This window comes from Streptomyces sp. NPDC028305 (assembly GCF_055569495.1).
On the sequence record NZ_JBVHTN010000002.1, the window covers coordinates 20,361 to 45,493 of the forward strand.

The 25,133-nt window shown below is 72.1% G+C and carries 16 protein-coding genes; 7 read left to right on the forward strand and 9 right to left on the reverse strand.

Annotation, left to right across the window (positions count from 1 at the left end):
• Positions 1-313: 313 nt before the first annotated feature.
• The 5 genes from ACZ4WQ_RS06965 to ACZ4WQ_RS06985 are packed head-to-tail and all read left to right on the forward strand — an operon-like array spanning position 314 to position 14,090.
• Positions 314-7,207 carry an SDR family NAD(P)-dependent oxidoreductase gene (locus ACZ4WQ_RS06965; RefSeq protein WP_398374033.1) on the forward strand — a complete coding sequence of 2,298 codons (6,894 nt, stop codon included), beginning with the start codon at positions 314-316 and terminating at the stop codon, positions 7,205-7,207.
• A gap of 8 nt (positions 7,208-7,215) precedes the next feature.
• Positions 7,216-11,745 (forward strand): beta-ketoacyl synthase N-terminal-like domain-containing protein, encoded by a 4,530-nt coding sequence (locus ACZ4WQ_RS06970; RefSeq protein ID WP_398374034.1) that lies wholly within the window; start codon positions 7,216-7,218, stop codon positions 11,743-11,745.
• Complete coding sequence (locus tag ACZ4WQ_RS06975; protein ID WP_361182483.1) at positions 11,735-12,070, forward strand: acyl carrier protein; 336 nt, start codon at positions 11,735-11,737, stop codon at positions 12,068-12,070. Before ACZ4WQ_RS06970 ends, ACZ4WQ_RS06975 begins: the two co-directional genes overlap by 11 nt.
• A 2-nt stretch (positions 12,071-12,072) precedes the next feature.
• The gene (locus ACZ4WQ_RS06980; RefSeq protein WP_398374035.1) at positions 12,073-12,906 is read left to right on the forward strand and encodes an alpha/beta fold hydrolase; all 834 of its coding nucleotides are present in this window, start codon (positions 12,073-12,075) and stop codon (positions 12,904-12,906) included.
• Positions 12,903-14,090: a glycosyltransferase gene (locus ACZ4WQ_RS06985; protein ID WP_398374036.1), complete on the forward strand. Its 1,188-nt coding sequence runs from the start codon at positions 12,903-12,905 to the stop codon at positions 14,088-14,090. The genes ACZ4WQ_RS06980 and ACZ4WQ_RS06985 overlap by 4 nt, the downstream gene beginning before the upstream one ends.
• A 44-nt stretch (positions 14,091-14,134) precedes the next feature.
• Here the strand turns inward: ACZ4WQ_RS06985 and ACZ4WQ_RS06990 are convergent, their stop codons facing one another.
• From ACZ4WQ_RS06990 to ACZ4WQ_RS07010, 5 genes are read right to left on the reverse strand one after another with little or no spacing between them, the layout of a single operon-like run.
• The gene (locus ACZ4WQ_RS06990) at positions 14,135-14,854 is read right to left on the reverse strand and encodes a hypothetical protein (protein WP_398374037.1); all 720 of its coding nucleotides are present in this window, start codon (positions 14,852-14,854) and stop codon (positions 14,135-14,137) included.
• A gap of 1 nt (position 14,855) precedes the next feature.
• Positions 14,856-15,539: a DUF169 domain-containing protein gene (locus ACZ4WQ_RS06995; protein ID WP_398374038.1), complete on the reverse strand. Its 684-nt coding sequence runs from the start codon at positions 15,537-15,539 to the stop codon at positions 14,856-14,858.
• Between the two features lie 29 nt (positions 15,540-15,568).
• Positions 15,569-17,134 carry a hypothetical protein gene (locus tag ACZ4WQ_RS07000; protein WP_398374039.1) on the reverse strand — a complete coding sequence of 522 codons (1,566 nt, stop codon included), beginning with the start codon at positions 17,132-17,134 and terminating at the stop codon, positions 15,569-15,571.
• Positions 17,134-17,718, reverse strand: coding sequence for a hypothetical protein (locus tag ACZ4WQ_RS07005; RefSeq protein WP_468022101.1), 585 nt, complete (start codon positions 17,716-17,718; stop codon positions 17,134-17,136). The genes ACZ4WQ_RS07000 and ACZ4WQ_RS07005 overlap by 1 nt, the downstream gene beginning before the upstream one ends.
• Positions 17,718-18,596: an alpha/beta fold hydrolase gene (locus ACZ4WQ_RS07010; RefSeq protein WP_398374041.1), complete on the reverse strand. Its 879-nt coding sequence runs from the start codon at positions 18,594-18,596 to the stop codon at positions 17,718-17,720. Before ACZ4WQ_RS07010 ends, ACZ4WQ_RS07005 begins: the two co-directional genes overlap by 1 nt.
• A 537-nt stretch (positions 18,597-19,133) precedes the next feature.
• Between ACZ4WQ_RS07010 and ACZ4WQ_RS07015 the strand changes: the two genes are divergently transcribed.
• Both ACZ4WQ_RS07015 and ACZ4WQ_RS07020 read left to right on the forward strand, forming a co-directional pair.
• Complete coding sequence (locus ACZ4WQ_RS07015) at positions 19,134-19,322, forward strand: hypothetical protein (protein ID WP_398374042.1); 189 nt, start codon at positions 19,134-19,136, stop codon at positions 19,320-19,322.
• A gap of 129 nt (positions 19,323-19,451) precedes the next feature.
• Complete coding sequence (locus ACZ4WQ_RS07020) at positions 19,452-19,646, forward strand: hypothetical protein (RefSeq protein WP_385344121.1); 195 nt, start codon at positions 19,452-19,454, stop codon at positions 19,644-19,646.
• Between the two features lie 140 nt (positions 19,647-19,786).
• Here ACZ4WQ_RS07020 and ACZ4WQ_RS07025 read toward each other — a convergent pair whose 3' ends face one another.
• From ACZ4WQ_RS07025 to abc-f, 4 genes are all read right to left on the reverse strand, one after another.
• Positions 19,787-20,374 (reverse strand): hypothetical protein, encoded by a 588-nt coding sequence (locus tag ACZ4WQ_RS07025; RefSeq protein WP_398374043.1) that lies wholly within the window; start codon positions 20,372-20,374, stop codon positions 19,787-19,789.
• Positions 20,375-20,517: 143 nt separating this feature from the next.
• On the reverse strand, positions 20,518-21,081 hold the full coding sequence (locus tag ACZ4WQ_RS07030; protein WP_398374044.1) for a CGNR zinc finger domain-containing protein: 564 nt from the start codon (positions 21,079-21,081) through the stop codon (positions 20,518-20,520).
• A gap of 101 nt (positions 21,082-21,182) precedes the next feature.
• Positions 21,183-22,796 carry an ABC-F family ATP-binding cassette domain-containing protein gene (locus ACZ4WQ_RS07035; protein ID WP_398374045.1) on the reverse strand — a complete coding sequence of 538 codons (1,614 nt, stop codon included), beginning with the start codon at positions 22,794-22,796 and terminating at the stop codon, positions 21,183-21,185.
• 79 nt (positions 22,797-22,875) lie between these two features.
• Positions 22,876-24,510 carry a ribosomal protection-like ABC-F family protein gene (gene abc-f, locus ACZ4WQ_RS07040; protein ID WP_398374046.1) on the reverse strand — a complete coding sequence of 545 codons (1,635 nt, stop codon included), beginning with the start codon at positions 24,508-24,510 and terminating at the stop codon, positions 22,876-22,878.
• Positions 24,511-25,133 lie beyond the last annotated feature (623 nt).

The window sequence follows — 25,133 nt, forward strand, 5'->3', positions numbered from 1 at the left end:
GCATAACGGGAATCTCAACAGTGTTGTCCGGGGACATGCGGGGGAGGGGTGGAACGAACTGATCGCGGCATTGCTCCGTCGACACCAAGCTGTAACCGAATAAGCCGGGCGCGGTGGCTGTACTTCGTAGTAATGTCCCTGCCGCTACCCGCTCTCGGACGCCTTACCCCCCACCCTTTCCGAGGCGCTTGACTCATGGCAGCTCATCTTGCCCTTTTCCCCGTGCACGCCCTCGCGTATCTCGGATAACGGGCCACTTGCGTCGTTCTTGAGCTTTGCTTCATGCGCTTCCTCGTTTCCTGGAGAGTTTTCCATGCCAATACTCCAGAACAGCACTGACGGTGGCACATCGAGGATCAGGGACCTCGTCCTCGCGGTGCATCCGTTCGGTGTCGCGTCGGCACGGTTCACCGCGGCCGCCGTACGCGCAGGCGGACTGGGCGTGCTCGATCTCACGGCCGGTGACCGGTCGGCGCGTGAGCAACTGGGGCTCGCCGCCGATTGGTCGCGCGCCGGATTCGGCGTACGGCTGGCCGACGGCCGTGGTTTCCCGCCGCAGGACCTTCCCGCCTGCGTCCACACCGTGGTGCTGGCCGCCGGCGCGACGGCGACCGCCGCCGACTTCCCCGGGCGACGCCTGCTCGTCGAGGTGACGTCCGGCGCCGAGGCCCTGGCCGCCGTGGCCGCCGGAGCCCACGGGCTGATCGCCCGCGGCCACGAGGCCGGCGGCCGGTGCGGTGAGCTGAGCACGTTTGTGCTGTTGCAGCAGTTGCTCGCGAACGAAGCCAACGAAGCCAACGAAGCCGACGAAGCCAACGAAGCGGACGCACTGCCTGTGTGGTGTTGCGGCGGCATCGGCCCGCACACCGCGGCGGCGGCCGTCGCGGGCGGGGCCGCCGGAGTGGTGCTGGACACCCAGACCGCGCTGCTCGCCGAGGCGGAACTGCCCGCGGAGATCACCAGCTTGCTGAGCGGACTCGATGGCTCGGAGACCGTGGTCACCGGCGGCCGGCGCGTGCTGCGGCGGCACACTCCGGGCTCGGACGACACCGCGGTGGCGCTGGAGATCGGGCAGGACGCCTTCCTGCCACGACGCTTCCAGCGGCGCTGGGGCACGCTGGGCGCGGCGATACGCGGCATACGCGAGGCCGTGGCCGACTCGCTCGGCACCGACGTCCCCGTACTCGGTCCGGACAGCGCGGGCAGTCGCGCTCTCGGCACCGAACTCCCGCTCGTCCAAGGGCCGATGACACGGGTGAGCGACCAGCCCGCCTTCGCCGCCGCCGTCGCCGCCGAGGGAGGCCTGCCGTTCATCGCGCTGGCGCTGTCCGGCGCGGAGCAGACCCGCGCGGTGCTGGAGGAGACCCGGACGGCCCTGGGCGACGCGCCCTGGGGCGTCGGCGTGCTCGGCTTCGCCGCCGAGGAGATCAAGAACGCCCAGCTGGAGGTCATCCGGGAGATCCGCCCCTCACACGCCATCGTCGCGGGCGGTCGTCCCGCGCAGGCGGCGGTCCTGGAGAAGGCCGGCGTCTCGGCCTTTCTGCATGTGCCCTCGCCGGGGTTGCTCAGCCAGTTCCTCGCAGCGGGCGCGCGCAAGTTCGTCTTCGAGGGCTCCGAGTGCGGCGGGCACGTCGGCCCCCGCACCAGCTTCGCGCTGTGGCAGGCACAGCTCGACGTGGTGGACGACTTCCTCGCCACCGCCGGAGAGGACACCGCCACCGAACTCCAGCTGCTGTTCGCCGGCGGTGTGCACGACGAGCGGTCCGCGGCCATGGTGGCCGCCATGACCGCTCCGCTGGCCGCACGCGGCGCGGCGGTCGGACTCCTCATGGGCACCGCTTACCTCTTCACCGAGGAGGTCGTCGCGGCGGGAGCGGTACAGCCGCTGTTCCAGGAGCAGATGCGGGAAGCCGAGCACACCGAACTGCTGGAGACCGCCCCCGGCCACGCCACCCGCTGTGTGCCCAGCCCCTTCACCGAAGAGTTCGCCGCAGTCAAGGAGGAACTGCGAACCGGTGAGGTGCCCGGCCGCGAGATGTGGGAGCGGCTGGAGAGGCTCAACGTGGGGCGGTTGCGGCTGGCGAGCAAGGGCATCGAGCGGGTCGGCGGGGTGCTGCGCGCGGTCGGCGAGGACCGCCAGTTCTCCGAGGGCATGTTCATGGCCGGGCAGGTCGCCGTCCTGCGGTGGGACGTCACCACCGTCGCCGCGCTGCACGCCTCGGTCACCACCGGCGCGCGGACCTTCCTCGAGCGGCGCAGGCTCGCCCTCGGAACCGGCGAGGACGAGCCCGTCGCCGCCCCCGAGCCGCTGGACGTCGCCGTCGTCGGCATGGCCTGCGTGTTCCCCCAGGCGCCCGACCTGGCGTCCTTCTGGGGAAACGTGCTGTCCGGCGCCGACGCGGTCACCGAGGTGCCCGCCTCGCGCTGGGACACCTCCCTCTACTACGCCGAGGACGGGGCGGGGGAGCACACCCCCTCGCGCTGGGGCGGCTTCCTGCCCGAGGTCCCCTTCGAACCGCTGGACTACGGCATCCCGCCCGCCTCCCTGCCGAGCATCGAGCCCGTCCAGCTGCTGGCCCTGGAAGTGGCGCGGCGCGCGCTCGCCGACGCGGGCTACGCCGACCGCGCCTTCAACAGGGGCCGCGCCTCGGTGGTGTTCGGGGCGGAGGCGGGGAGTGACCTGTCGAACGCCATGACCCTCCGTACGGTCCTGCCCTCCTACCTCGGACAGCTGCCTCCCGAGCTGGACGAGCAGCTGCCCGGCCTGACCGAGGACTCCTTCCCCGGCATCCTCGCCAACGTCATCGCCGGACGGATCGCCAACCGCCTCGACCTCGGCGGCGCCAACTACACGGTCGACGCCGCCTGCGCCTCCTCCCTCGCAGCGGTCGATGTGGCGTGCAAGGAGCTGGCGGGCGGCACCAGCGACCTGGTGCTGTGCGGCGGCGCCGACCTGCACAACGGCATCAACGACTACCTGCTCTTCGCCTCGGCGCACGCCCTGTCCCCCTCCGGCCGCTCGGCGCCCTTCGACCGCTCTGCCGACGGCATCGCGCTCGGCGAGGGCGTGGCCTGCGTCGTCCTCAAGCGGCTCGCCGACGCCGAGCGCGACGGGGACCGGATCTACGCGGTCATCAAGGGCGTCGGCAGCTCCAGCGACGGCCGGGCCCTCGGCCTGACCGCACCGCGCGCCGACGGCCAGCGCCGCGCGCTCACCCGGGCCTACCGCAACGCCGGGATCTCACCGGCCGAGGTCGGGGTGGTCGAGGCGCACGGCACCGGCACCGTCGTCGGCGACCGCACCGAACTGGGCGCCCTCACCGAGACCTTCACCCAGGCCGGCGCCGACCCCGGCGGCTGCGCCCTCGGCTCGGTGAAGTCCCAGATCGGCCACACCAAGTGCGCGGCCGGCCTCGCCGGGCTGATCAAGACCTCGCTCGCGCTGCACCACGGCGTCAAACCGCCCACGCTGCACCTGCGGCACCCGAACCCCGGCTGGGACGAGCGCACCAGCCCCTTTGTCTTCCACACCGGGGCCAGGCCCTGGCCCGTGCCGCCCGCCGAGCGCGTCGCCGGGGTCAGCGCCTTCGGATTCGGCGGCACCAACTTCCATGTCGTCCTGCGCGCCCACGACGACGGTGCCCCACCCGTCCACGCCCGCGACGAGTGGCCCGCCGAACTGTTCCTCTTCCGCGGCGCCGACCACGAGACCGCCGCCAAGGCGGCCCGGGACCTCCTCGCCCTCGCCGAGGCCGACGGCTCCGCCCATCGTGCCCCCCGGCTGCGGGACCTCGCCCTGGCCGCCTCCCGCCGCGCCGACCCCGCGGCCGTACGCGGCCTGCCCACCCGGATCGCCGTGCTGACCTCCTCCGTGCCGGACCTGACCGCATCGCTGCGCCGGGCCATCGACGGGGAACACGCCCCGGACGACGGCATCCACCTCGCGGACGGCACCGAACCCGGCGAGATCGCCTTCCTCTTCCCCGGCCAGGGCAGCCAGCGCCCGGGCATGCTCGCCGATCTTTTCGTCTCCTTCCCCGAACTCCAGCGCTTCCTGCGCCTCGACGAGTCCGCCGCGGCGATCCTCCACCCGCCCGCCGCCTTCGACGAGGCCGGACGGCAGAGCCAGGCCGATCGCGTCACCGACACCCGCGTGGCCCAGCCCGCGCTCGGCATCACCGGACTCGCCGCCCACCACCTGCTCGGCCGGGTCGGTGTCCGCCCGGCGATGACGGCCGGACACAGCTATGGCGAACTCGTCGCACTCGCCGCGGCCGGCGTGCTCGGCCCCGAGGAACTGCTGTGGTGCAGCAGGGCGCGCGCCGAGTCCGTCGTCGCCGCCACCGGCGCCGGCGACCCCGGCACCATGGCCGCCGTCGCCGCCTCGGCACCGGACGTCACCGCACACCTCGAGGAGGCCGGCCGCGCGGGGTCCGTGGTCGTCGCCAACCGCAACTCGCCCCGCCAGACGGTGATCTCAGGCCCCACCGGCGACGTGGCGGCGGCCGTCGAACACCTCCGCGCCCGGGGGCTGAAGGCCCAGCGGATCCCGGTGGCCTGCGCCTTCCACAGCCCCTTGGTCGCCGCCGCGGGCGACACCCTCGCCGCGACGCTCGCCTCGGTCCCCGTCGAGGCGCCGTCCATCCCGGTGTGGTCCAACCGCACCGCCGGGGTGTATCCCGCCGGACCCGAGGGGATACGCGCCGAACTGGCCGCCCAGATCGGGGCGCCGGTGCGCTTCGTCGAGCAGATCGAGGGCATGTACGCGGCCGGCGCCAGGACCTTCGTCGAGGTGGGCCCCGGCGCGGTGCTCACCCGACAGGTCACCGAGATCCTCGGCGACCGCCCGCACCGCACCGTCACCCTGGAGACCCGGCGCCGTACGGGGCTGACCGGCTTTCTCTCCGCGCTCGCCGAACTGGCCGCGGCGGGGGCCGACGTACGCACCGGCTGGCTGTTCCAGGGCCGTGACGCGATCGACGCGGCCTACGCCCCCCGCCCCAGACGCGCGGGCTGGACCGTCGACGGCCACCTCATCCGCACCGCCGACGGCGCCATCCCCGCCACAGCCCTGCACCCCGCCCAGCGCATCCCGGAGGCCCTGGTGACCACCCGTCCCGACAGCCATGGAGACCATGGACAGCCACTCCACGCCGCCCCCGCCCATGGCCCGACGGGGACCGGCGGCGAGGCCCTGGTCAGGGAATTCCTCCGCACAAGCCGGGAGCTGATCAACGCCCAGCGCGATGTCCTGCTCGGCTACCTCGGCACCGGACCCGGCCTCCGCCCCGGGCCGCCGCCCGTGGAGTACGTACCCCGCGAGGTGACTGCCACGGCCCTTCCCGCGCTGGCCGCACCCGCCGCACCCGCCGCCCCCGCCGCACCCGCCGCTCCCGAGCCCGCGCCGGACCCGGCGTCGGCCGAGTCGGCCGGGGACTCCGTCCTCGCGGCCGTCCTGGAAGTGATCGGCGAGCGCACCGGCTACCCGGCGGACATGATCGAACCCGACCTGGACCTGGAGGCCGACCTGAGCGTCGACTCCATCAAGCGCGCCGAGATCGCCGGACAGCTCGCCCAGCGGCTCGCCCTGCCCGCCACCGACGACGCCGGCATGGAGCGGCTGGCCAAGGCGCGTACGGCGGCGGGCATCGCCGAACTGATCGCCGCCGCACGGCAGGACGACAACCCACGGCCCGGGACAACCGAAACAGCGCAGTCCCCGGAGTCGCCGGACGACGGCTCCGCCACCCGCGCCCCCGACACCGAACCCGTCGTCACGGCCCCGAAGCGCCTGGTGATGACGGAGTTCGACCTCGCGCCCGCCACCCTGGCCCCCGCCGAACTCGCCGGACGCACCTTCCTGATCCTCGGCGAGGGCCCGCTCGCCGTGTCCGTCACCGAGCGGCTCGGCTCATACGGCGCCCGAGCGGTGACCGCCACCGGGATACCCGACGGCGGCCGCTTCGACGGCCTGATCCACCTGATCTCCCCGGACGGCGGCCCGGCCCCCGAGCCGGTGCTTCCCGGCGCCGTCCCCCTCTACCGGTCCGCCCTGGCGGCCGGACCACGCTGGATGCTGGTCGCCGGAGCCGCGGAGGGACTGCGCGGACTCTTCCGCTCGCTGTCCCGGGAGTACCCGCGGACCATCGCCCGCGTCGTCGAGCAGCCCGCCGGAACGGCCCCGTCCACCGCGGCCGACGCGATCGCCGCGGAGCTGACCTCCGTCGACCGCGAGCCGGTCGTGCTGCGCACGGCGAGCACCCGGCGCGGACTGCGGATGACCGAGACCGACCGCGGAACCCTGGGCACGGCCGGAGCCGGACCCTCCGACGACGGCGCCGCGGAGGCCGCGGCCTGCGGACTCGACCACGAATCGGTGGTGCTCCTCGTCGGCGGCGCGCGGGGCATCGCCGCCCGGTTCGCGACCACGCTCGCCACCGCCGCCCGCTGCCGCCTGGAACTCTTCGGCCGTACCCCGGTGCCCTCCCTGGAAGAGGCCCTCGCGACAGCCGCCACCTCCGACGCCGACCTGCGAGCCGCGCTCATCGCGGGCGGGCTGACATCCCCGGGCCGGGTCGAGCGGGAGATCGGCAGGATCCAGGCCGAGCGGGAGGTCCGCGACACGGTTCGCCGGCTCACCCGGCTGGGCAGCCCCGCGCGCTACCACTGCGTGGACGTGCTGGACACCGAGGCCGTACACCGCGCCGTGAAGAACGTGCACGCCGAACACGGCCGGCTCGACGGAATCGTCTACGCGGCGGGCGTGATCGAGGACAAGCTGTTCGCCGAGAAGTCCCCGGAGTCGTTCCAGCGCGTCTTCAGCACGAAGACCGACGGCGCCAGGACCGTGCTCGACGCCGTCAGCGGGCTCCCTCACGGCCCCCGCTTCGCGGTGCTGTTCGGCAGCATCGCGGCCACCCTGGGCAACCGCGGACAGAGCGACTACGCCGCCGCCAACGACGCTCTCGAAGAGATCGGCCGCGACTGGTCCGACGCCACCGGCCGCCGGGGCCTGACCGTGCACTGGGGCCCATGGGCGCCCACCGGCACCAACAACGGCATGGTCACCCCGGAACTGATGCGCGTCTACGCGAGCCGCGGCATCCGCCTCATCGACCCCGACGAGGGCGCCATCAGCCTGCTGCGCGAACTGGCCTGGGGGCCGCAGGAGGACACCGCCGTCGTCTACACCGCTTCGGGGTGGTGACGGCGGCGATGGACGAACCCCGCCCGATCGCCGTCGTCGGCATGTCGGCGCTCTTCCCCGGCGCGCCCGACCTCGACACCTACTGGCACAACCTCGTCCAGGGGACGGACGCCATCACCGACGTCCCCGCGGGCCGCTGGGACGCCGCGTACTACGCCCCGTACGCCGAACGCCGTGCCGACCGCGTCTACTGCCGGCGCGGAGGGTTCATCGACGAGCTCGCCGACGTCGACGTCAGCGCCTTCGGCATCATGCCCGCGTCCGTACGGGCCACCGAGCCCGACCAGTTGCTCGCGCTGCGGGTGGCGTCCCAGGCGGTCCAGGACGCCGGCGGCGCCGACGGGCTCTTCACCGACCGGCGCCGCGCCGGGGTGATCCTCGGCCGCGGCGGCTACCTCACGCCCGGCCTGGTCCGCCTCGACCAGCGGGTGCGCACCGCGGGCCAGCTCGTGCACACACTGCGAGAACTCCTGCCGGACCTCGGGGAGCGGCGACTCGAGGAAGTGCGCCGCGCCTTCACCGAACAACTCGGGCCCGAGGCCCCGGAGTCGGCCATCGGCCTGGTGCCCAACCTGGCCGCCTCCCGGCTCGCCAACCGCCTGGATCTGCGCGGTCCGGCCTACACGGTGGACGCCGCATGCGCCTCATCACTCATCGCGGTCGACCACGCGGCCCGTGAGCTGGAGACCGGCCGCTGCGATGTCGTCCTGGCCGGGGGAGTCCACCACTGCCACGACATCACGTTGTGGAGCGTGTTCTCCCAACTCGGAGCCCTGTCCCGGAGCCAGCGCATCCGCCCGTTCCACCGGCACGCCGACGGAGTGCTCATCGGCGAGGGCACCGGCGTGGTGGTGCTCAAGCGGCTCGTCGACGCCGAGCGCGACGGCGACCGGATCTACGCCGTGATCACCGGCACCGGGGTCGCGGGAGACGGCCGCACCGGCGGCCTGCTCAGCCCGGACTCCGCGGGGCAGGCCGAGGCGATCCGTCAGGCATGGCGCCGGGCCGGCCGGGATCCCGCCGAGCCCGGAGCCGTGGGGCTGCTCGAGGCCCACGGCACCGCCACCCCGGCGGGGGACAGCGCGGAACTGGAGACCGTCGCGGCGGTCTTCGGCCCCCCGGGCGACGCGCCCCGTGGCGTGATCGGCTCGGTCAAGTCGATGATCGGCCACACCATGCCGGCCGCCGGGATCGCCGGGCTCATCAAGGCGGCGCTCGCCGTGCACCACGGCGTCCTCCCGCCGACCCTGCACTGCGACGACCCGCACCCGGCGCTCGCCCGCACCCGCTTCACCACCGTGGACGCCGCCGTTCCCTGGGAGCCCGAGGTCCACGGCCCCGTGCGCCGTGCCGCGGTCAACGCCTTCGGATTCGGCGGCATCAACGCCCATGTCGTCCTGGAACAGCCCCGCACCGCCCCCATCGGCCCCACCGGCCCCACCGGCCCGCTCGGCCCCGCGGCCGTGCTGCGCGAGCCCGAGCGGGTACTGCGGCTGGCCGCGGCGACCCCCGCCGAACTGGCCCGGCTGCTGGACCGCGACGACGCCACCCTCCACGCCACCGCGGCCGACGGGACCGGACCCGAGCCCGTCGGCCCCGTCCGGCTCGGCGTGGTGGATCCGACCGCGGGGCGGCTCGCGCTCGCCCGTAAGGCGGTCGACCGGGGCAGACCGTGGCGCGGCAGGAACGACGTGTGGTTCGTCCCCGAGCCACTGCTGGGCGACGCCGGCGGCCGACTCGCCTTCGTCTTCCCCGGCCTCGAAGCCGACTTCGAGCCCAACTGCGACGACGTCGCACGACACTTCGACCTGCCGTGGTCGCTGTCCGGCACCGATGTCACGGTCGGCGATGTCGGCCGCCAGGGCACCGGTGTCTTCCAGCTCGGCCGCCTCCTGCACGCCGCGCTGGAGCGGATGAGTGTCGTGCCCGACGCGCTCGCCGGACACAGCCTCGGCGAGTGGACCGCCATGGCCGCCGCCGGGATCCACGCCGAGGACGAGGTCGATGCCTTCCTCGCCTCGTTCGACCCCGACGCGCTGCGCGTGCCGGGCCTGGCCTTCGCGGTGATCGGCGCACCCGCCGACCGCGTCGTGGAAGCTCTCCGCGGACAGGCGCGGGTCGTGCTCTCGCACGACAACGCCCCCAACCAGTCCATGATCTGCGGCCCGTCGGAAGGGGTCGAGGAGTTCGTCGCCCGCTTCCGCGGGCAGGGCGTGATCTCGCAGATCCTGCCGTTCCGCTCGGGCTTTCACACCCCCATGCTCCGGCCCGCTCTGGGCCCGATACGCAAGGCGGCGGAGGCCTACACGCTGCACCCCGCGAAGCTGCCGGTCTGGTCCGCGACCACGTGCGGCGAATACCCCTCGCGACCGGAGGCGATACACGACCTGTTCATTCGCCACCTCCTGGAACCGGTCCGCTTCCGGCAGCTGATCGAGGCCATGTACGCGGCGGGCTTCCGCGCCTTCGTCCAACTCGGCGCCGGCCAACTCGGATCACTCATCGCGGACACCCTGCGGGGCCGCGATCACCTCGTGGTTCCCGCCCACTCCGCGCACCGCTCCGGCCTTCCCCAACTGCGCCGCGTGGCCACCGCGCTCTGGGCCGACGGAGCCAGGGCGGACCAGACCCTGCTCCACCCGACGGCCACCCCGGCGCGCAAGGCCGCGCACCGCCCGGTCCGGCTCGACCTGGGCGGCGCGCTGATCTCCCTCGACGAACCCACCCGCACCGCGGTCGGCGCGGCCCTGACCCCGCCGCGCCGGGCGGCCGGCAGCGCGCGGCCCTCGGCCCACGATGCCCTCGATGTCCTTGGCGACCGGGACCCGCTGGCCGCCGAGTTCGTGGCGCTGCTCGACGACACCGCGGCGCTCGCGGCGGACGTCCTCGGCGCGGGACGCCGCGACACCCTCCGGGCGGTCGCCGCACCCACCGCGCCCCGGGCCACCGCGTACGCACGTCAGGCCCCGCCCGCCACGCCGCCGCCCGGTGAGCTGCACACCTCGCTGCGGATCTCCGTCGACACCATGCCGTACCTGCTCGACCATTGCTTCTTCAAACAGCCGCCGCAGGCCGACACGGCCGACCGCTGGCCGGTCGTACCCGGCACCACGGTCATCGGACACCTCATGGGCTTCGCCGAACGGGCCGCCCCCGGCCTGCGTGCGGTGGCCGTCCACGACGTCCGGCTCAACCAGTGGATCACCGCCGTCCCCACGGTCGACATCCCCGTCCACGTCACCCCCGCGCCCCCGCGTTCCGCGCCTTCGCATCCCGCGGGCACGGCCCGGGTGACGGCCACCCTCGGCCCGTACGCCCGCGCCACCGTCGAGCTCGCACGCGGCCACGACCGGCATCCGCCCGGCCCGTGGACCTTCCCGCCGGACCAGGAGCGCCCCTGCGATCTGACCGCCCGCGAGCTGTACACCCGGCGCTGGATGTTCCACGGCCCGAGCTTCCAGGGCGTGACCGAACTGATCGCGATCGGCGACGCGCATGTGCGGGGAGTCCTCACCACCCCGCCCGCCCCCGGAGCGCTGCTGGACAACGTGGGCCAGCTGCTCGGCTATTGGATCATGTCGGAGCGGCCCACGCGCACGACCGTCTTCCCCGTCGGCATGCGGGAGATCCGTTTCCACGGCCCGCACCCCGCGCCGGGCGATCGGCTGGACTGTCTGATCCGCATCGTCTCCGTCACCGAGACCACGCTCGAAGCCGATATGCAGCTGGTTCATCGGGGCCGCGTCTGGGCGGAGTTCAGCGGCTGGCGCGACCGCCGTTTCGACAGTGATCCGCAGGTCCGCCGGGTGGACCGCGCACCGGAGCGCCACACCCTCTCCGAGCCCCAGGACGGCGGCTGGGTCCTGGTCCACGAGCGGTGGCCCGACCTGGCCACCCGCGAACTGATCATGCGGAACATGCTGGCCGGCGAGGAACGTACCGCCTACGAGACATACGCTCCCCGGGGCCGGCGCCAGTGGCTGCTCGGCCGGATCGCGGTCAAGGACGCGGTCCGGCGGCGGATGTGGGACGCCGGGAGCGGCCGGATCTTCCCCGCCGAAGTGCGGGTCGCGAACGACCCCGCCGGACGCCCCTACGTCACGGGCGCCTACGGCCGCACCCTCCCCGACCTGCACGTCTCCTGCGCGCACCGGGCGGAGGCCGCGGTCGCGATCGCCAGGACGGGCCCCTGCGGCATCGACATCGAGGAGGTCACCGGGCGCCCGGACGGGACCTTCGAGGCCGCACTCGGCACCCGGGAGCGGGACCTGCTCGTCTCCCTTGTCCGCGACACCGGTGAACCCGAGGCCCTGTGGCTCACCCGCTTCCGGGTCGCCGGGCAAGCCGTTGCCAGGGCCCGCGGCCCCGAGAGCCTTGAGATCACCGCCGCCACCGATACGACCCTCACCGTCCGCACCGGCGGTGGCACGTACCACGTCCAGCACAGAACGGTCGGCAACCCGCCCGGGCTGCCCCCCAGGAACTACGTCGTGGGCTGGACGGCCGCCCACGAGGAGGAGAGCGAAGATGACCGCTGAAGCCCACGGAGCCGGACGCCCCACTCCGGCCGAGCAGACCGTGCTGCACGAGGTGACGGGCATGCTGCGCGAGGTCCTCGGCGAGTACGGGCTCGACGACGCCGAGATCACCATGGACACCCTGTTCCACGACGACCTCCAACTGGAGAGCATCGACCTGGTCACGCTCACCGCGTCACTGCGCGAACACTACGGCGACACCGTCAACTTCGCCGCCTTCATCGCGGACCGCGGCCTCGAGGAGCTCATCGCGCTGACCGTCGGCGACCTGGTGCGCCACGTCGTGGCGTCCCTACCCGCCGAGCCCGCGGCCGAGGCGGTCTGAGGATGGCGAAGATCCGCGTCGGTGAACTGGACGTCCACGTGCAGCGCATGTCCGCGGCCGGGCCGCCGGCCGACGGGCCGCCGCCCCTGGTGGTGCTCGTCCACGGCCTGCTCATCGACAGCCTGGCGAGCTACTACTTCTCCCTCGGCCCCGCCTTCGCCGAGCGGGGGATGGACGTCCTCATGTACGACCTGCGGGGGCACGGGCGGACCGGCCGCCCCGCCACGGGCTACCGCCTCGAGGACTTCGTGGCGGACCTCGACGGGCTCCTCGACGCCCTCGGGGAGGACCGCCCGGCCCACGTCGTGGGCAACTCCTTCGGCGGGGCCATCGCCTACGGGCTGGCCGCCGCCCGTCCCGATCGCGTCCGGTCCGTCATCGCGATCGAGTCCGAGCCGCCGGTGAAGTCGTGGGCCGAGAAGATGGCCGAGGGCCTGACCGGCGAAGAAGGCGGTCTGGTGGTCAAGGAGGTGCGCACCTGGCTCGCCGAGGACCCCGAGCGCAACGCGCGCCCGTTCCAACTCGCCGGGGACATCCTGGACGCCACCACACTGAGCGAGGACATTCCGCGCAGCCGGGTCCTGGACGACGGGCTCGCCGACATCCGCTGCCCCGTCTTCGCCGTCTTCGGAGCCGACTCCGAACTCGCCGCTCAGGCCGACCACTTGGCCGCCACCCTCGGCCACTGCCGCAGTGTCGTCCTGCCCGATCAGGGGCACTCGGTGCTCGTGGAGCGGACCAGGGAGACGGCCGAACTGCTGCTGGAATGGTTGGAAGACGACATCCACGACGACATCCACGACGACATCCACACACCCGCGAAGGGGGTTCGATGAGCCGGTTCCTGTTCGTCGTGCCGCCCCTGGTCGGCCACATCAACCCGGCGGTCGGCACGGCCGCCGCGCTCGCCGCGCGGGGCCACGACATCGCCTGGGCGGGCCCGGCCGACCTGGTGCGCCGCCTGGCCGGACCCGAGGCGCAGGTGTACCCCTGTGTGCGGCCCCACCTGGTGCCGGACCGCGCCGCCAAGATCGCCGACCGGACCGCCGAACTGAAGGGACCCGCGGCCTTCCGGTTCCTGTGGGAGAGCTTCCTGATCCCGCTGGCGGACCACATGGCTCCCCCGATACGGGAGGCCATCGAGGAGTTCGGCCCGGACCTCGTGATCGCCGACCAGCAGACCGTCGCCGGCGGCATGGTCGCCGAGTCGCTCGGCCTGACCTGGGTGACCTCCGCGACCACCTCGGCCGAGCTGCTCGACCCGCTCGCGGGGATGCCCAAGGTGGCGGCCTGGCTGGACGGGCTGCTGGAGGCGCTGCGCGGCCGGATCGCGGACGGCAGGGGCACGGCCGACCCGAGGATGTCCCCGCACGGCGTGCTCGCCTACACCACACGCGCGCTCCTGGGCCCGGTCGAACTGCCCGAACACGTCTGGCTGGTCGGCCCGTCCGTCACCGACCGCCCGCCGTCCGCGGACTTTCCCTGGCAGTGGCTGGCGGGAGCGGAGCGCACCGTCCTGGTCAGCCTCGGCACCGCGAACGCGGACGCGAGCGCGCCGTTCCTGAACGCCGCGGTCCAGGCGTTGTCCGGCATGGCCGGGGTACGCGCCGTCGTCGTCGACCCCGCGGGCAGCGTGACCAGAACGGGCGAGAACATCCTGCTGCGCCCGCACATACCCCAACTGCCGCTGCTCGCCCGCGTCGACGCCGTCGTCTGTCATGCCGGGCACAACACCGTCTGCGAGGCCCTGTGGCACGGCGTCCCGCTGGTGGTCGCACCCATCAGGGACGACCAGCCCATCGTCGCGAGCCAGGTCACCGACGCGGGCGCGGGCGTCAGGCTGCGCTTCGGCCGCGCCGACCCGCGGCGGATCGCCGACGCCGTCGACACGGTCCTGGACGAGGCGTCGGGGCACCGCGCGGCGGCGCGGGCGGTAAGCCGCTCGTTCCGGACGGCAGGCGGAAGCGCGGCCGCGGCCGACCGCCTCGAAGCACTTCTGACGCTTCGTCGGAATAAATAGTGTGCCAAGCGAGACAAGGTTGGTTGCTACGTGAAGGACCCTTCTCAGCTGAAGGTGACCTCGCTGAGGTCGATCGAGACCATGAGCTGCGTCATGATGGGGCGGCCGTGGGTGTCGCGGCGGTATGCCCGGCGTTTGGTCGGCAGTACGATGCCGTCCGCTTCTACGCAGTCGTAGACATACTGCGCGGTGGCGAATCCGCCGGCCACGTCGACGTGGTAGTCGTGGCGCCGCAGCCGGTGGTCGGGGCCGAAGTAGAAGTCCTGTTGGGTGCTGTGGCTGGCGATATAGCTCGGGAAGGCGGCCCGCAGTCCGCGCCAGACCTCGTCTCCTTCGCGCCACGACTCGATCTCGGTGACCGAGAAGCCGGGCATCGCCAGCAGGAAGGGTGTGGTGAGGTAGGTCCACAACGCATAGCCGTTGAAGTAGGCGCGGTCCAGCGGGTCCCAGGGGGATTCCAGTGTGTGCCCGAGGAACGATCTCCGTGGGTCGTCTCGTTCGGTCACCACTCGCCCGTCGAGCTTTTCGATGCTCACGCGCCCCGGCGTGAAGTCCGTCCTCTGATCGGGAGAGCCGAAGGGCCGCACCGAGGCGTGTTCCTCGTGCAGTCGGACGGTCATCTCGCGAGGCGCGGGATCCTGCGGCAGGCCCTTTACGTCGAACAGAAGGCCGCCGCTGACAATCGTGGCTCGCGCCTCGGCCAGCTCCTGCCAGCGTTCGATCCCGCCATGGGCATCGATGGCGTTGGCGAGCAGCTCACGCATGTCAGTCCAGTGGGTCGAAGCGCCGGAGGTCGGTGGTGGCATAGTCGACGGCCGCCTGGTCGGCGGCTACGGCCTGCCGCAGGCGGTCGATGACCGCGGGAAGGTTTCCGACGGGCAGCGCACAGGTCATCTCCTCGGCCGGCAGCCCGGTGCGGGCCCGGCTGATGGCGCATCCCGGGCTGACCGCGACCTGGCCGCTGTGGGCCAGCGGAATGATCTGGCATTGTGGCCTGGTGGCGAGCCGCAGGTCCGGGCATGCGCCCTGGAGGGTCATGAGCGAGGACGGCGACAGCCGGACGAGCACGACGTCCGGGCTGGTCGCGACAGTGAGCGGTTCGTAGCGGATCGTCGTTGGCCGGATCGGCAGGTGTGCGACGAAGGTGAGGTCCGCCGGCGTGATCCAACCACTGCTGACCAGGGCGGCGGTGTCGGACCCGGAGGCGGCAGCGGCCAGGTCGGTCAGGCCGTGCGTGTAGCTTCCGGTACTACAGTTGGCGTGGTCCGCGGCGCGCGTGTCGAGGGGGCGGCGCTGGGCGGGTTCCCAGAAGCAGCAGCCTGCCGGCTGGGCTGGGAGCCTCTCGCCGCTGGAGGTGGCGGGTTCCGTGCTGAAGGTGATCGCGACGGGTGGGTGTGCCAGGCCGAGAAGTTCGATGAGCGGCGTTGCGAAAGCGGACGCGGGCGTCATGGCGGCACCCTATATGTCACGGAACCGCTTTACCGGGAGCCGCCGCCCGGGAAGGCGACGCGGATCTGGTGGTCGCCGATGTCCAGGTGGATTCGTATGGAGTTGCCGTCAGTGACGTCCCAGCCGGCCGAGTCCTGGCCGTCGACGGTGACCGACGCCTCGGCGGGGCTGGGGAGCCGGTCGATCGTGAAGCTGGTGGGATGTCCTCGCCGCGAGGGCGCGGCGGCCGTGGTCTCGATGCTGAGGACGTGGTGGGCCATGTCGTTCCGGGCGTGGCGGATGCCGATGTCGGGGTAGTCGACGCCGCGGAGCTCCGGTTCCGATGCCGACGCGAGCCGGGGTTCGTTGAAGATCCGCCACCACGCTCCCGGGCTGCCGCTCTCGGCGAGCATCAGGGTGGCGTTGACCTGCCCGCGGGGCCAGGTGGAGTCGTAGCCGAACCAGAACGCGAATCGGTCGTTCTCCTCGCCGAAGAACCGGGGCTGGTATTCACGCTCGACGAAATCCCGGATGCGGTCTTCGGTGGCGGTGTCCTCCACCTCATGTGCCATCCACAGGGCCGTGCTGAGGTGGTTGGGGTCGGGGTGGAGCTTGCTCAGCGGCAGATCCGGGTTGTTCCAGCCGAGTCGCCGCATCGCCAGCTCGTAGGTCCACAGGGCGAACTCGCGGTCCTGCGGGTACAGATACAGCAGGCAGGGGAACACCCCGTGGGCCACCGAGGGCCCGGGCAGCGTGTGGAGGCGTTGTTCCATCGGGTCGTAGTAGAGCGCGAAGGTGCGCAGCTCGCCGGTGCGGGTCAGGCTCATGTAGTGCCGGCGGACGTAGTCGACCCAGTGCGGGAACGGCTCGTGCAGGGTGGTTCGGAGCAGCGAGTCGTAGAGTTTCAGCCCGAGCCCGGCGGCGCTGACGCAGAACGGCCAGATCTTGGTGTTCTCGCAGTGCGGGCCCTGTGGGCGAGTACGGAACTGGGCGGAGATGAGCTCCGCGATCCGTGCGTGGGTCCAGGTGAACTGGCGGTTCTGGTACCCGGTGATGTGGAGGGGTTCGCGCTCGCCGGCCTCTCCCGAGACGTAGCGGCGTATCCCGAGGAGCAGGTTCAGCCAGCCCCGGTAGAACACATTGCCGTCGGCGCCCACCGGGTCCGGCTGGAGCCCCCATGGCTCGACCCCGTTTCCCGTCCATCCTGGTGGTGGGTAGCGGCCGCGAAGCGGTTCCGGGATGAAGGTCAGCCACTCGGGCGGGTAGCGGTCCACACCGGGATCAGGGCCGATCAGTGTGCACCAGTCGACCGCGCCCCAGAACGAGACATAGCGGCGGATGAGTTCGTCGGCGATCCGGGTGTAGACCTCCCGCCACGCCGGCGTCGCTTCGAGCATGACCGGAAGGGCGTACGCCATGTAGTGCAGGTCGAATCGGGGGAAGGCGCACATGGGCGGCGCGGTGTAGCGATCCCACCACGGATGCGGTTCGCCCTGGTCGCTCCAGTCGTCCGGGGTTGTCGCCTTGTCCCACATGAACCGCAGCCAGCCGAGCGCACGGTCGTTCAGCGCAACCATCGGCGCTCCCTCCTCGGAGGTCTCGGCGCGCGGGCTCATCACGGCTCCCGCAACGGTTCGCCGTTCGCCCCCCGCACGATCCACAGTTTGGCCCGCGCGTTCCAGGCATCGGTCCAGCGTGGATCCAACTGCCGTACAGCCGGCTCGATCGTGATCTGCTCGACGCCGTTCGAGGCCGGATCGTGTGCCACGTACGCGCCCGGCAGAGCCTGCCGGGGAGGACCCGCCCCGCCGATGGGCACCAACTGCCGCATCAGGCCGCGGAACCAGAAGAGGATCAGATGGTTGCCCTCGACCCGGACGGTCCCGTGAATCCGGCCGCGCATGATGCGGTCGATCCCATCCGGTGATGTCAGATGACGAAGCGCCTGACCGCTGCCGGCGAAGCGGACCGCGAAGTCGGGTGCCCTGGACCTTCCGGCCGAGCTGGACACGCGGCGCCGCTGGCTGTCGAAAACCCAGTGCCGCGAGGGGCCGTCGTCGGCGGACATCTCGACCGTGAGACTGCGTGTGATCTGCGACCGGACTGGTGCGCTGAACCGCGACGCCAGCACCAGTCCATGCCCGAGCCACCACAGCAGCGCCCGGAGCGCGGTCACCCGTAGCCGGTCGGTCGTGTCCATCACGGGGCCTTTTCCTCGCCGGCCCCGGACAGGAAGCTGTGTACCAGCTTGGCGAACTCCTCGGGCCACTGGAAGAGGAAGCCGTGGCCGGAGTCGGGGTAGATCCGGACCCGTGCGTTGGGCAGATGCTGTGCCAGCAGCCAGGAGTTTCCCGTCGGGATCATGATGTCGTTGTCGCCGTTGGCGATCAGGACCGGCTGGGTGATCCCGGCCAGCCGGTGCAGCCGGGACGGTGCGGGGATGCCCCACTGGGTGATGGCGTCCATCTGGGCGTCGCGGGCCTGCAAACCGGCGGGCTTGTCGTGGTCTGACGTGCGGGAGGCGCGCCGCTCCAGGAACTCCCGGCCCTTCTGCTGGCTGGTCGGGGTGACTTCGAAGAACAAGGACAGCAGGTCCTCGGGATGATTGTCCGCGACGTTGGCGAGGTATTGGACGTCGTTGATCCAGCCGTGCATCAGCTGGCCGCTTTGCGGCCCGGTGCCGGCCAGCACGAGCCGGCGCACCAACTGGGGGCGGATCAGGGTCAGTTCCTGGGCGACCATGCCGCCGATGGAGAACCCGAGCAGGTCGATCCGTGTCAGCCCGAGCGCGTCGATGAAGGCGATGGCGTCGCGGGCCATCCTGGTGATGGTGTGCGGCACCGTCCCGGACGACAGACCGACCCCGGCGTTGTCGACCGGGATGACCTCACGGCCGGACGCGAGGGCGCCGAGCAGCAGCGGATCCCAGTTGTCGAGGTTGCCGCGGAAGTGCTGAAACATCACCAGCGGGAGCACGCCGGGGGAGGGAGTGCCGAACCGCCGGTAGGCGTATTTCACCCCGTTAGGTGCCTCAACGAACTGGTTTCGGGCGGTCAGGGCGATGTCGCTCGTCGACATGATCGATCATCTCTTCCCTTTCGGGTCGCTTGGTAGATCCTGCCTCGCCCCGCACGCCGTTGCCGTGTCGCACCTGTATCCGGACTCGGGTCTCCTATGGCCTCTCCCTGGGCGGGCAGGCCCTTGCCTTCGTGAGGCGCCTGTTACCAGCGTAGCCCGGAGGAGGCACTCGACGAATGCCATGGTGGCGGGGACGGAGCGGATGGCGTAGGAGAAGATCCCGGCGGATATGAGCGCGACCACCTCGGCCGGAGTCCTGCGGGTTCCGGCGTCCTCCGCGCTCGAGATCACCCGGGACGATCGCGCCTCCGTGCCGAAAGCCGAGCCGCCTTTCCCGGTCTGGCCGGCGGCCTCTACCGACGGCTCGTCATCGGGACGGGTGGGCACGTGGTCGGCATGCGGCGCCTCCTCTCGGCAGTCCGCCGCCGAACCGAGTAACACCTCGCACAGGGTGGGCCGTTTTTCGGCCGGGCCCCGTGCGAACACCCCAAGGTCGGCGAGACGTTGGCCGTAGGCGCATCAGGGCGCGCCAAGGCGGTGCAGCAGGGTGTCGACGACGACGCCGGCGACATATGTGTCACGACGTCGGCGCACGGCGTCGTCGTGCGCCGGTCCACGCCCGCCTCGGCGGCGATGCCGGCGACGCCGGCGCCCGCTGGGTATGGCGCGGTCGGCCTCGGCACCTACACCGAGTACAAGACCATCACCCCGTCGGGCGACATGTGATACCGGCCACGCGCATGTGCTCCCGCATCTCGTCACCGCCTTGACTGGTGACGCCTGGGGGTGCACGCTAAAGGTCGTCCGAGGCGACGAGCGGGACGCGATCCGTGGTCGACGAAATGGAGAACGGTCATGAACAAGGACCTCGCGATGGACGCCGATGCGACGGCACGCCATGCGCGCTACGGCAGGCTCCCCGAACGCATCCGCTTCGAGGACATGGCCGAAGAGGTGGAGGCCGTGCCGAGTGGGGGGATCAATGCCTCCTATGACCCCGCGGGCTCCTGGAAGTACTACTCGTGCCTGGCCCTCGATCTGGGGCTGTAAGCACCGTCGACGCCCGCGCCGCGGCCTGAGTCACCCCTGACCGCGGGTCCCGCCCCCGACCCCGGGCACGGCCGCCTGCGGGAGGAGTGTGGTGCTGTCGGGGTGCGGTCCGGCGGTTTCGAGCTTCCTCTGACGGAGGGTCAGTCGGCCGTCTCCTCGCCACCTGTCGGCTTCACGAGGGTGTACATGACGGAACGCTGCTGCTTGAGACGCTGGATGCGTCCCTTGGCGACGAGGGACTCGAGGGTGTTCCGCACCACCTGTGGTGTCGGAGTGCGGTCCGGGTGCTTCTCCAGGAGCTCCTCGCGCAACTCCTTCGCCAGGCGCGGCTCGTTGTGGTTGTCGAGCAGATCCGCCAGGAGGTTGCCGAGCAGAGGCTGGTGCGACTTCCCCTGTGCGCCGGCCTTCGCCGCCTTGCCCGCCGGAGCGGCCTTGGCCGCCGGAGCGGCCTTGGCCGGCGCCGGGCGCCGCGGCGCGGCTCCCGCGGGGGCTGGCTTCGCCTTCGTGACGACGGGCTCGTCCTGCGCCTGTTCGGGCAGGCGCGACGGGTCCGCGAAATCCTCGTACCGCTGCGCGAGGTTCAGGATGTCCGCCAGGAGGGCTTCCTCCTGCTTCAACATCGCGATTTTCTCCGCCAGTTCCTGCTGTCGCCGGCGGTTCTCTTTCAGGTCCGAAGCGGCTTGTGCTACGTACCGCGATCGGAGCGTGTCGGCTGATTGGCTGGTCACAACCGTTCACTCCCTCGATGTGGATGACGTTGCGCATGGTACCCACGCCGAGGGCCCGTGTAGACAAGTGTCAACGCTGGACGGTCTTTCGTGCATGTTCACTCGGGGCCGAAGCGGTGCGTGTGGCCCCCTGGAGCAGGGGGTCAGTGGGCGGTCACCGCGGGCGCGGTCTTCTTGCGGGCGCGGTAGGCGGCAGCCTTGATCTTGTTGCCGCAGGACTCCATGCCGCACCACTGCCGCCGCATGCCCCGGGAGCGGTCGATGTAGACGCGCGTGCACTCGGGGTTGCCGCACTCCTTCAGCAGCGGGACGTCCGGGCCGCTGAGCAGTTCGACCGCCTGCCGGGCGACGGTGGCCAGGGCCTGCTCGGGGGTGGCCTCGGTGTGCCGGCCCGTCGGGGTGAGCTGCGGCGTCACGGGGGTCTTGCGCGCGGCGCCGTTGACCACGGCGAGCGCTTCCCGGTCGAACTCCTCACCGAGACGGCGGTTGGTGATGAGCCGGTAGACGGCCTCGCGCACCGTGGTCGCCTCGCGGACGTCGTCCTCCTTGCCGGGCGTGATCGTGTCCACGAGTCCGGACTCCAGGTACCAGGCGTTGAGCCGCTCCGGCGTCACGAACATCTCGAACCGGGTCGAGCGCCGGGCGCGGAGGGTGGTCGCGAAGTCGAGGGCCGGGTTCCCGCATACGAAGACATGGTTAAGATTCACATCACCATCTTGACGGGTGACTGCTCCCTACCGCAAGGATTGTCACCGTTCTGGGTGGTGATCACCCGGGAGGGGGTGATCGTGCGCTCCCCCTGGCCCGGTCACAGCCGCAGTTCACGGCCCTGCCACCGCCGGCGCAACCAGCGGTCGTGGCTGGCGGCCACGACCGCACCCGGGCCGGTGCCCAGCGCCGCCTCCAGCTCGTCGCACAGCCGGGGGGAGAGGTGGTTGGTGGGCTCGTCGAGCAGCAGCAGCTGGGGCGGCCGGGCCACCAGGAGGGCCAGCGCGAGCCGCCGGCGCTGTCCGACCGACAGCTGCCCGACCGGTTTGTCCAGGTCCGCCTCGTGCAGCAGACCGAGGGAGGCAAGTGGCACCTTCCCGGCCCGCTCCGGTCCCAGCGACAGCTCGTAGGTGTCCCGGACCGTGCGGTCGGGCCGGTCGAACACGGTGTCCTGGGCGAGCAGCCCCACGCTCAGCCCGCGCCGCCTGTGCACCTCGCCCTCGGCGGTGAGACGTCCGGCGAGCACATGGAGCAGCGTCGACTTGCCCGCTCCGTTGCCGCCCGTGACCAGCAGCCGGTCGGTCGCCGACACCTCCAGGCCGGCCAGCGCGAGCCGGCCCGGCACCCGTACGTCCCGCAGGGACACCAGGGGCCGCGGGCCCTCCTCCGCATGCGCGGCCAGTTCCCCGGCCGCGAACCGCAGCGGGCGCGGCGGCTCGGCGACGCGGTTGTGCTCCAGCTCCGCCAGCCGCCGGGTGGCGTTGCGCACCCGGCGGGAGATCTGGTTCTGCACCCGGCCCGCGCGGTGGCCGTACCCCATCTTCTCGTTGTCGCGCCGCCCCCGGTCCGGTGCGACCAGAAGCGCGGTCACGCCCGCAGCGTGACGCAGCTCCTCCAGTTCCTGCTGCTCCTCGGCGTACCGCCGCTCCCAGCGCTCCCGCTCGGCGCGTTTCTCGGACAGGTAGGCGCTGTAGTTGCCGCCGTAGCGGACCGGGCCGTCCACCGCCGGGTCGAGGTCGATCAGATCGGTGCAGACGGCGTCGAGGAACGTCCGGTCGTGGCTGGCGACGACCACGGCTCCGGGCAGGCCGCGCAACTGCTCCTCCAGGAAGGCGGCGGCTCCGTCGTCGAGGTGGTTGGTCGGCTCGTCCAGCAGCAGCGCCTGCGGGCGCCGGACGAGCAGCGCGGCCAGGGCCAGCCGGCCGCGCTGCCCGCCGGACAGCGAGCCGAGCGTGCGGTCGTGGCCGAGCGCGCCGAGGCCCAGGCCGTCCAGCACCAGGGCAGCGCGGCGGTCGGCGTCCCAGGACTCCCGGTCCTGGGCCTGTTCCAGCCGCCTGCCGTAGGCGTCGAGGAGTTCCTGGTGGCCGGGATGGTCCTGCGGGACGTGGGCGAGTTCCGCGCCGAGCCGTTCCAGCTCCGCGAGGTCCTCGCGGGCCTCGCGGAGGGCCGTATCGAGCACCGTGGCGATGGTCGAGGGGGCGTCGAAGGGCATCTCCTGGTGCAGAAAACCCAGTTCGGCGGGGCGGGAGACGTGTCCCGTGTCGGGTTCGTCCACGCCGGCGAGCACCCGCAGCAGGGTGGACTTGCCGACGCCGTTCTCCCCGATCAGGCCGATGCGGTGGCCGGGGGAGGCGGTCAGCGAGACGCCGTCGAGGACGCGCCGGCCTCCCAGGGTGCGGACGAGGTCGTGGGCGAGCAGAGCGGGCTGGGGCACAGGGAACCGTCCAACGTGATCGGTGGTCGGCCCGCCGGGCGCAGGGCCTCGGACGCGGGCCACTTCACACGTCGGCGGCTCACACCGCGGGCGCTCCCGTCTCCTTGAGCGCCCCGTCGGACAGCATCACCCAGCGGTTCACCCCGATCTCGGCGAGGAACCGCTCGTCGTGGCTGACCACCATGAAGGCGCCCTGGTAGGAGTTCAGCGCGCTCTCCAGCTGGCCCGCGCTGACCAGGTCGAGGTTGTTGGTCGGCTCGTCGAGCAGGAGCAGATGGGGGGCCGGTTCGGCGCACAGCACACAGGCCAGGGTGGCGCGCAGCCGTTCGCCGCCGGAGAGGACCCCGGCCGGCAGGTGTGCCCGGGCGCCCCGGAAGAGGAAGCGGGCGAGCAGGTTCATCCGCTCCGCCTCGGGCCGGTCGGGGGCGAACGCGGCGAAGTTCTCCGCGACGGTGCGGTCCAGGTCCAGCAGGTCCAGGCGCTGCGAGAGATAGGCGATGCGGCCGTCGTTGCGCTTGATCTCCCCGCTGTCCGGCGCGAGGTCGCCGGTGATCAGACGCAACAGGGTGGTCTTGCCGGCTCCGTTGGGCCCGGTCAGCGCGATGCGCTCGGGGCCCCGGACGGTCAAGTCGACGCCGCCGTCGGCGAACACGGCCCTGTCGCCGTGGTGGACCTGCATCCCCTCGCCGAGGAAGAGGTTGCGTCCGGCCGGCACCTGGGTGTCGGGCAGATCCAGGGTGATGCGCTGCTCCTCGCGCAACGAGCGTCCGGCCTCGTCGAGCCGGGCCTTGGCCTCGCTGACCCGGGTCGCGTGCATCTGGCCGGCCCGGCCCGCGGACTCCTGCGCGCCGCGCTTCATGTTGCCGGCGAAGATACGCGGCAGTCCGGCGTTCTTGAGGTTCCGCGCGGCGTTGGAGGCGCGGCGCTCGGCCCGTTCGCGGGCCTGCTGCATCTCCCGCTTCTCCCGCTTCAGCTCCTGCTCGGCGTTGCGGACGTTCTTCTCGGCGACCTCCTGCTCGGCGCGCACGGCCTCCTCGTACTCGGTGAAGTTGCCGCCGTAGAAGCGCAGTTCGCCGCTGCCGAGCTCGGCGATACGGTCCATGCGGTCGAGCAGCGCGCGGTCGTGGCTGACCAGGAGCAGGCAGCCGGGGAAGTCCGCCAGCACGTCGTAGAGCTTCTGCCGGGCCTCCAGGTCGAGGTTGTTGGTCGGCTCGTCGAGCAGCAGCACATCGGGGCGCTTGAGCAGCTGGGCGGCGAGGCCCAGCGAGACGACCTGGCCGCCGCTGAGCGTGCTCAGGCTGCGGTCCAGGGTGAGGTCGGCCAGGCCGAGGCGGTCGAGTTGGGCGCGGGTGCGCTCCTCGATGTCCCAGTCGTCGCCGATGGTGGTGAAGTGCTCCTCACCCACGTCCCCGGACTCGACGGCGTCCAGGGCGCGGATCACCGCGGCGACGCCGAGCACCTCGGCGACCGTGAGGTTGCCGGTGAGGGGGAGGCTCTGCGGGAGGTAGCCGAGGGTGCCGCTGACGGACACCGAGCCGGTGGCGGGCTCGAGTTCGCCGGCGATCAGCTTGAGCAGGGTGCTCTTGCCGGAGCCGTTGGGGGCGACCAGGCCGGTGCGGCCGGTGTTCACGGTGAAGGACAGGTCGTGGAAGACCGGGGTGTCGTCGGGCCAGGCGAAGGAGAGGTTCGAGCAGACGACGGCGGCGTCGGACATGGAGGTGACCTCGAGCGTGTTGCGGGCAGACAGCTCTGCCCTGGGCAGGCGTGGGAAAAATGGGTACGACAAACCGGCCACATCGGCGGCGCTCCTGGGCGCGTCCGGTGGCCGTCAGATCCGGGTCTCACCCGGAGATGTCGTCTTCACCCACCACGTCTGTGACTCCTCGATACACGGTCTACGTCGCTGAGAGCCTAGCAGCCGTCGTCGTCGCCCCGCTCGGTATTTCGTCACCGGTTTAACCGGTGATAAGGTCTGGGCCGTTCCTCAGCGAACCCGCGGCAGAGGCTTCCTCGGGTCGCACACATGGGTCACGGAGGTAAGCGCGCGGAGGTCGTCCGCGGTGAACCCGTCGACCTGTCCACCGCCCTGCTCATGTGACGTGCACACGTGTCGCCGAGTCCAGGCGCACACCTGCTTCTTGGAGGGAAACAATGAGACGACTTCTGACGGTCCTGGCGGCCGGCGTGCCGCTGGCTGCGGCGGTGTGCCTCCCGACCGCGTCGGCGGCACCCCGGACCGCCCCCGCACCGCGTCGGGCACCTCCGCCGGCCGGGTCGACCTGAGCCCCCTGTCGGCGCGGCGCCCCGTCACCAACCCTTCGGTGCGGGGGCGTTCGC

What these genes read in the sequence shown, in the direction of transcription:
- ACZ4WQ_RS06970 (WP_398374034.1), top strand. Translation starts at nt 7,216, where the DNA reads ATGGACGAACCCCGCCCGATCGCCGTCGTCGGCATGTCGGCGCTCTTC.
- abc-f (WP_398374046.1), bottom strand. Translation starts at nt 24,510, where the DNA reads ATGTCCGACGCCGCCGTCGTCTGCTCGAACCTCTCCTTCGCCTGGCCC.
- ACZ4WQ_RS07010 (WP_398374041.1), bottom strand. Translation starts at nt 18,596, where the DNA reads ATGTCGACGAGCGACATCGCCCTGACCGCCCGAAACCAGTTCGTTGAG.
- ACZ4WQ_RS06985 (WP_398374036.1), top strand. Translation starts at nt 12,903, where the DNA reads ATGAGCCGGTTCCTGTTCGTCGTGCCGCCCCTGGTCGGCCACATCAAC.
- ACZ4WQ_RS06995 (WP_398374038.1), bottom strand. Translation starts at nt 15,539, where the DNA reads ATGACGCCCGCGTCCGCTTTCGCAACGCCGCTCATCGAACTTCTCGGC.
- ACZ4WQ_RS06975 (WP_361182483.1), top strand. Translation starts at nt 11,735, where the DNA reads ATGACCGCTGAAGCCCACGGAGCCGGACGCCCCACTCCGGCCGAGCAG.
- ACZ4WQ_RS06980 (WP_398374035.1), top strand. Translation starts at nt 12,073, where the DNA reads ATGGCGAAGATCCGCGTCGGTGAACTGGACGTCCACGTGCAGCGCATG.
- ACZ4WQ_RS06990 (WP_398374037.1), bottom strand. Translation starts at nt 14,854, where the DNA reads ATGCGTGAGCTGCTCGCCAACGCCATCGATGCCCATGGCGGGATCGAA.
- ACZ4WQ_RS06965 (WP_398374033.1), top strand. Translation starts at nt 314, where the DNA reads ATGCCAATACTCCAGAACAGCACTGACGGTGGCACATCGAGGATCAGG.
- ACZ4WQ_RS07005 (WP_468022101.1), bottom strand. Translation starts at nt 17,718, where the DNA reads ATGGACACGACCGACCGGCTACGGGTGACCGCGCTCCGGGCGCTGCTG.
- ACZ4WQ_RS07020 (WP_385344121.1), top strand. Translation starts at nt 19,452, where the DNA reads ATGAACAAGGACCTCGCGATGGACGCCGATGCGACGGCACGCCATGCG.
- ACZ4WQ_RS07000 (WP_398374039.1), bottom strand. Translation starts at nt 17,134, where the DNA reads ATGAGCCCGCGCGCCGAGACCTCCGAGGAGGGAGCGCCGATGGTTGCG.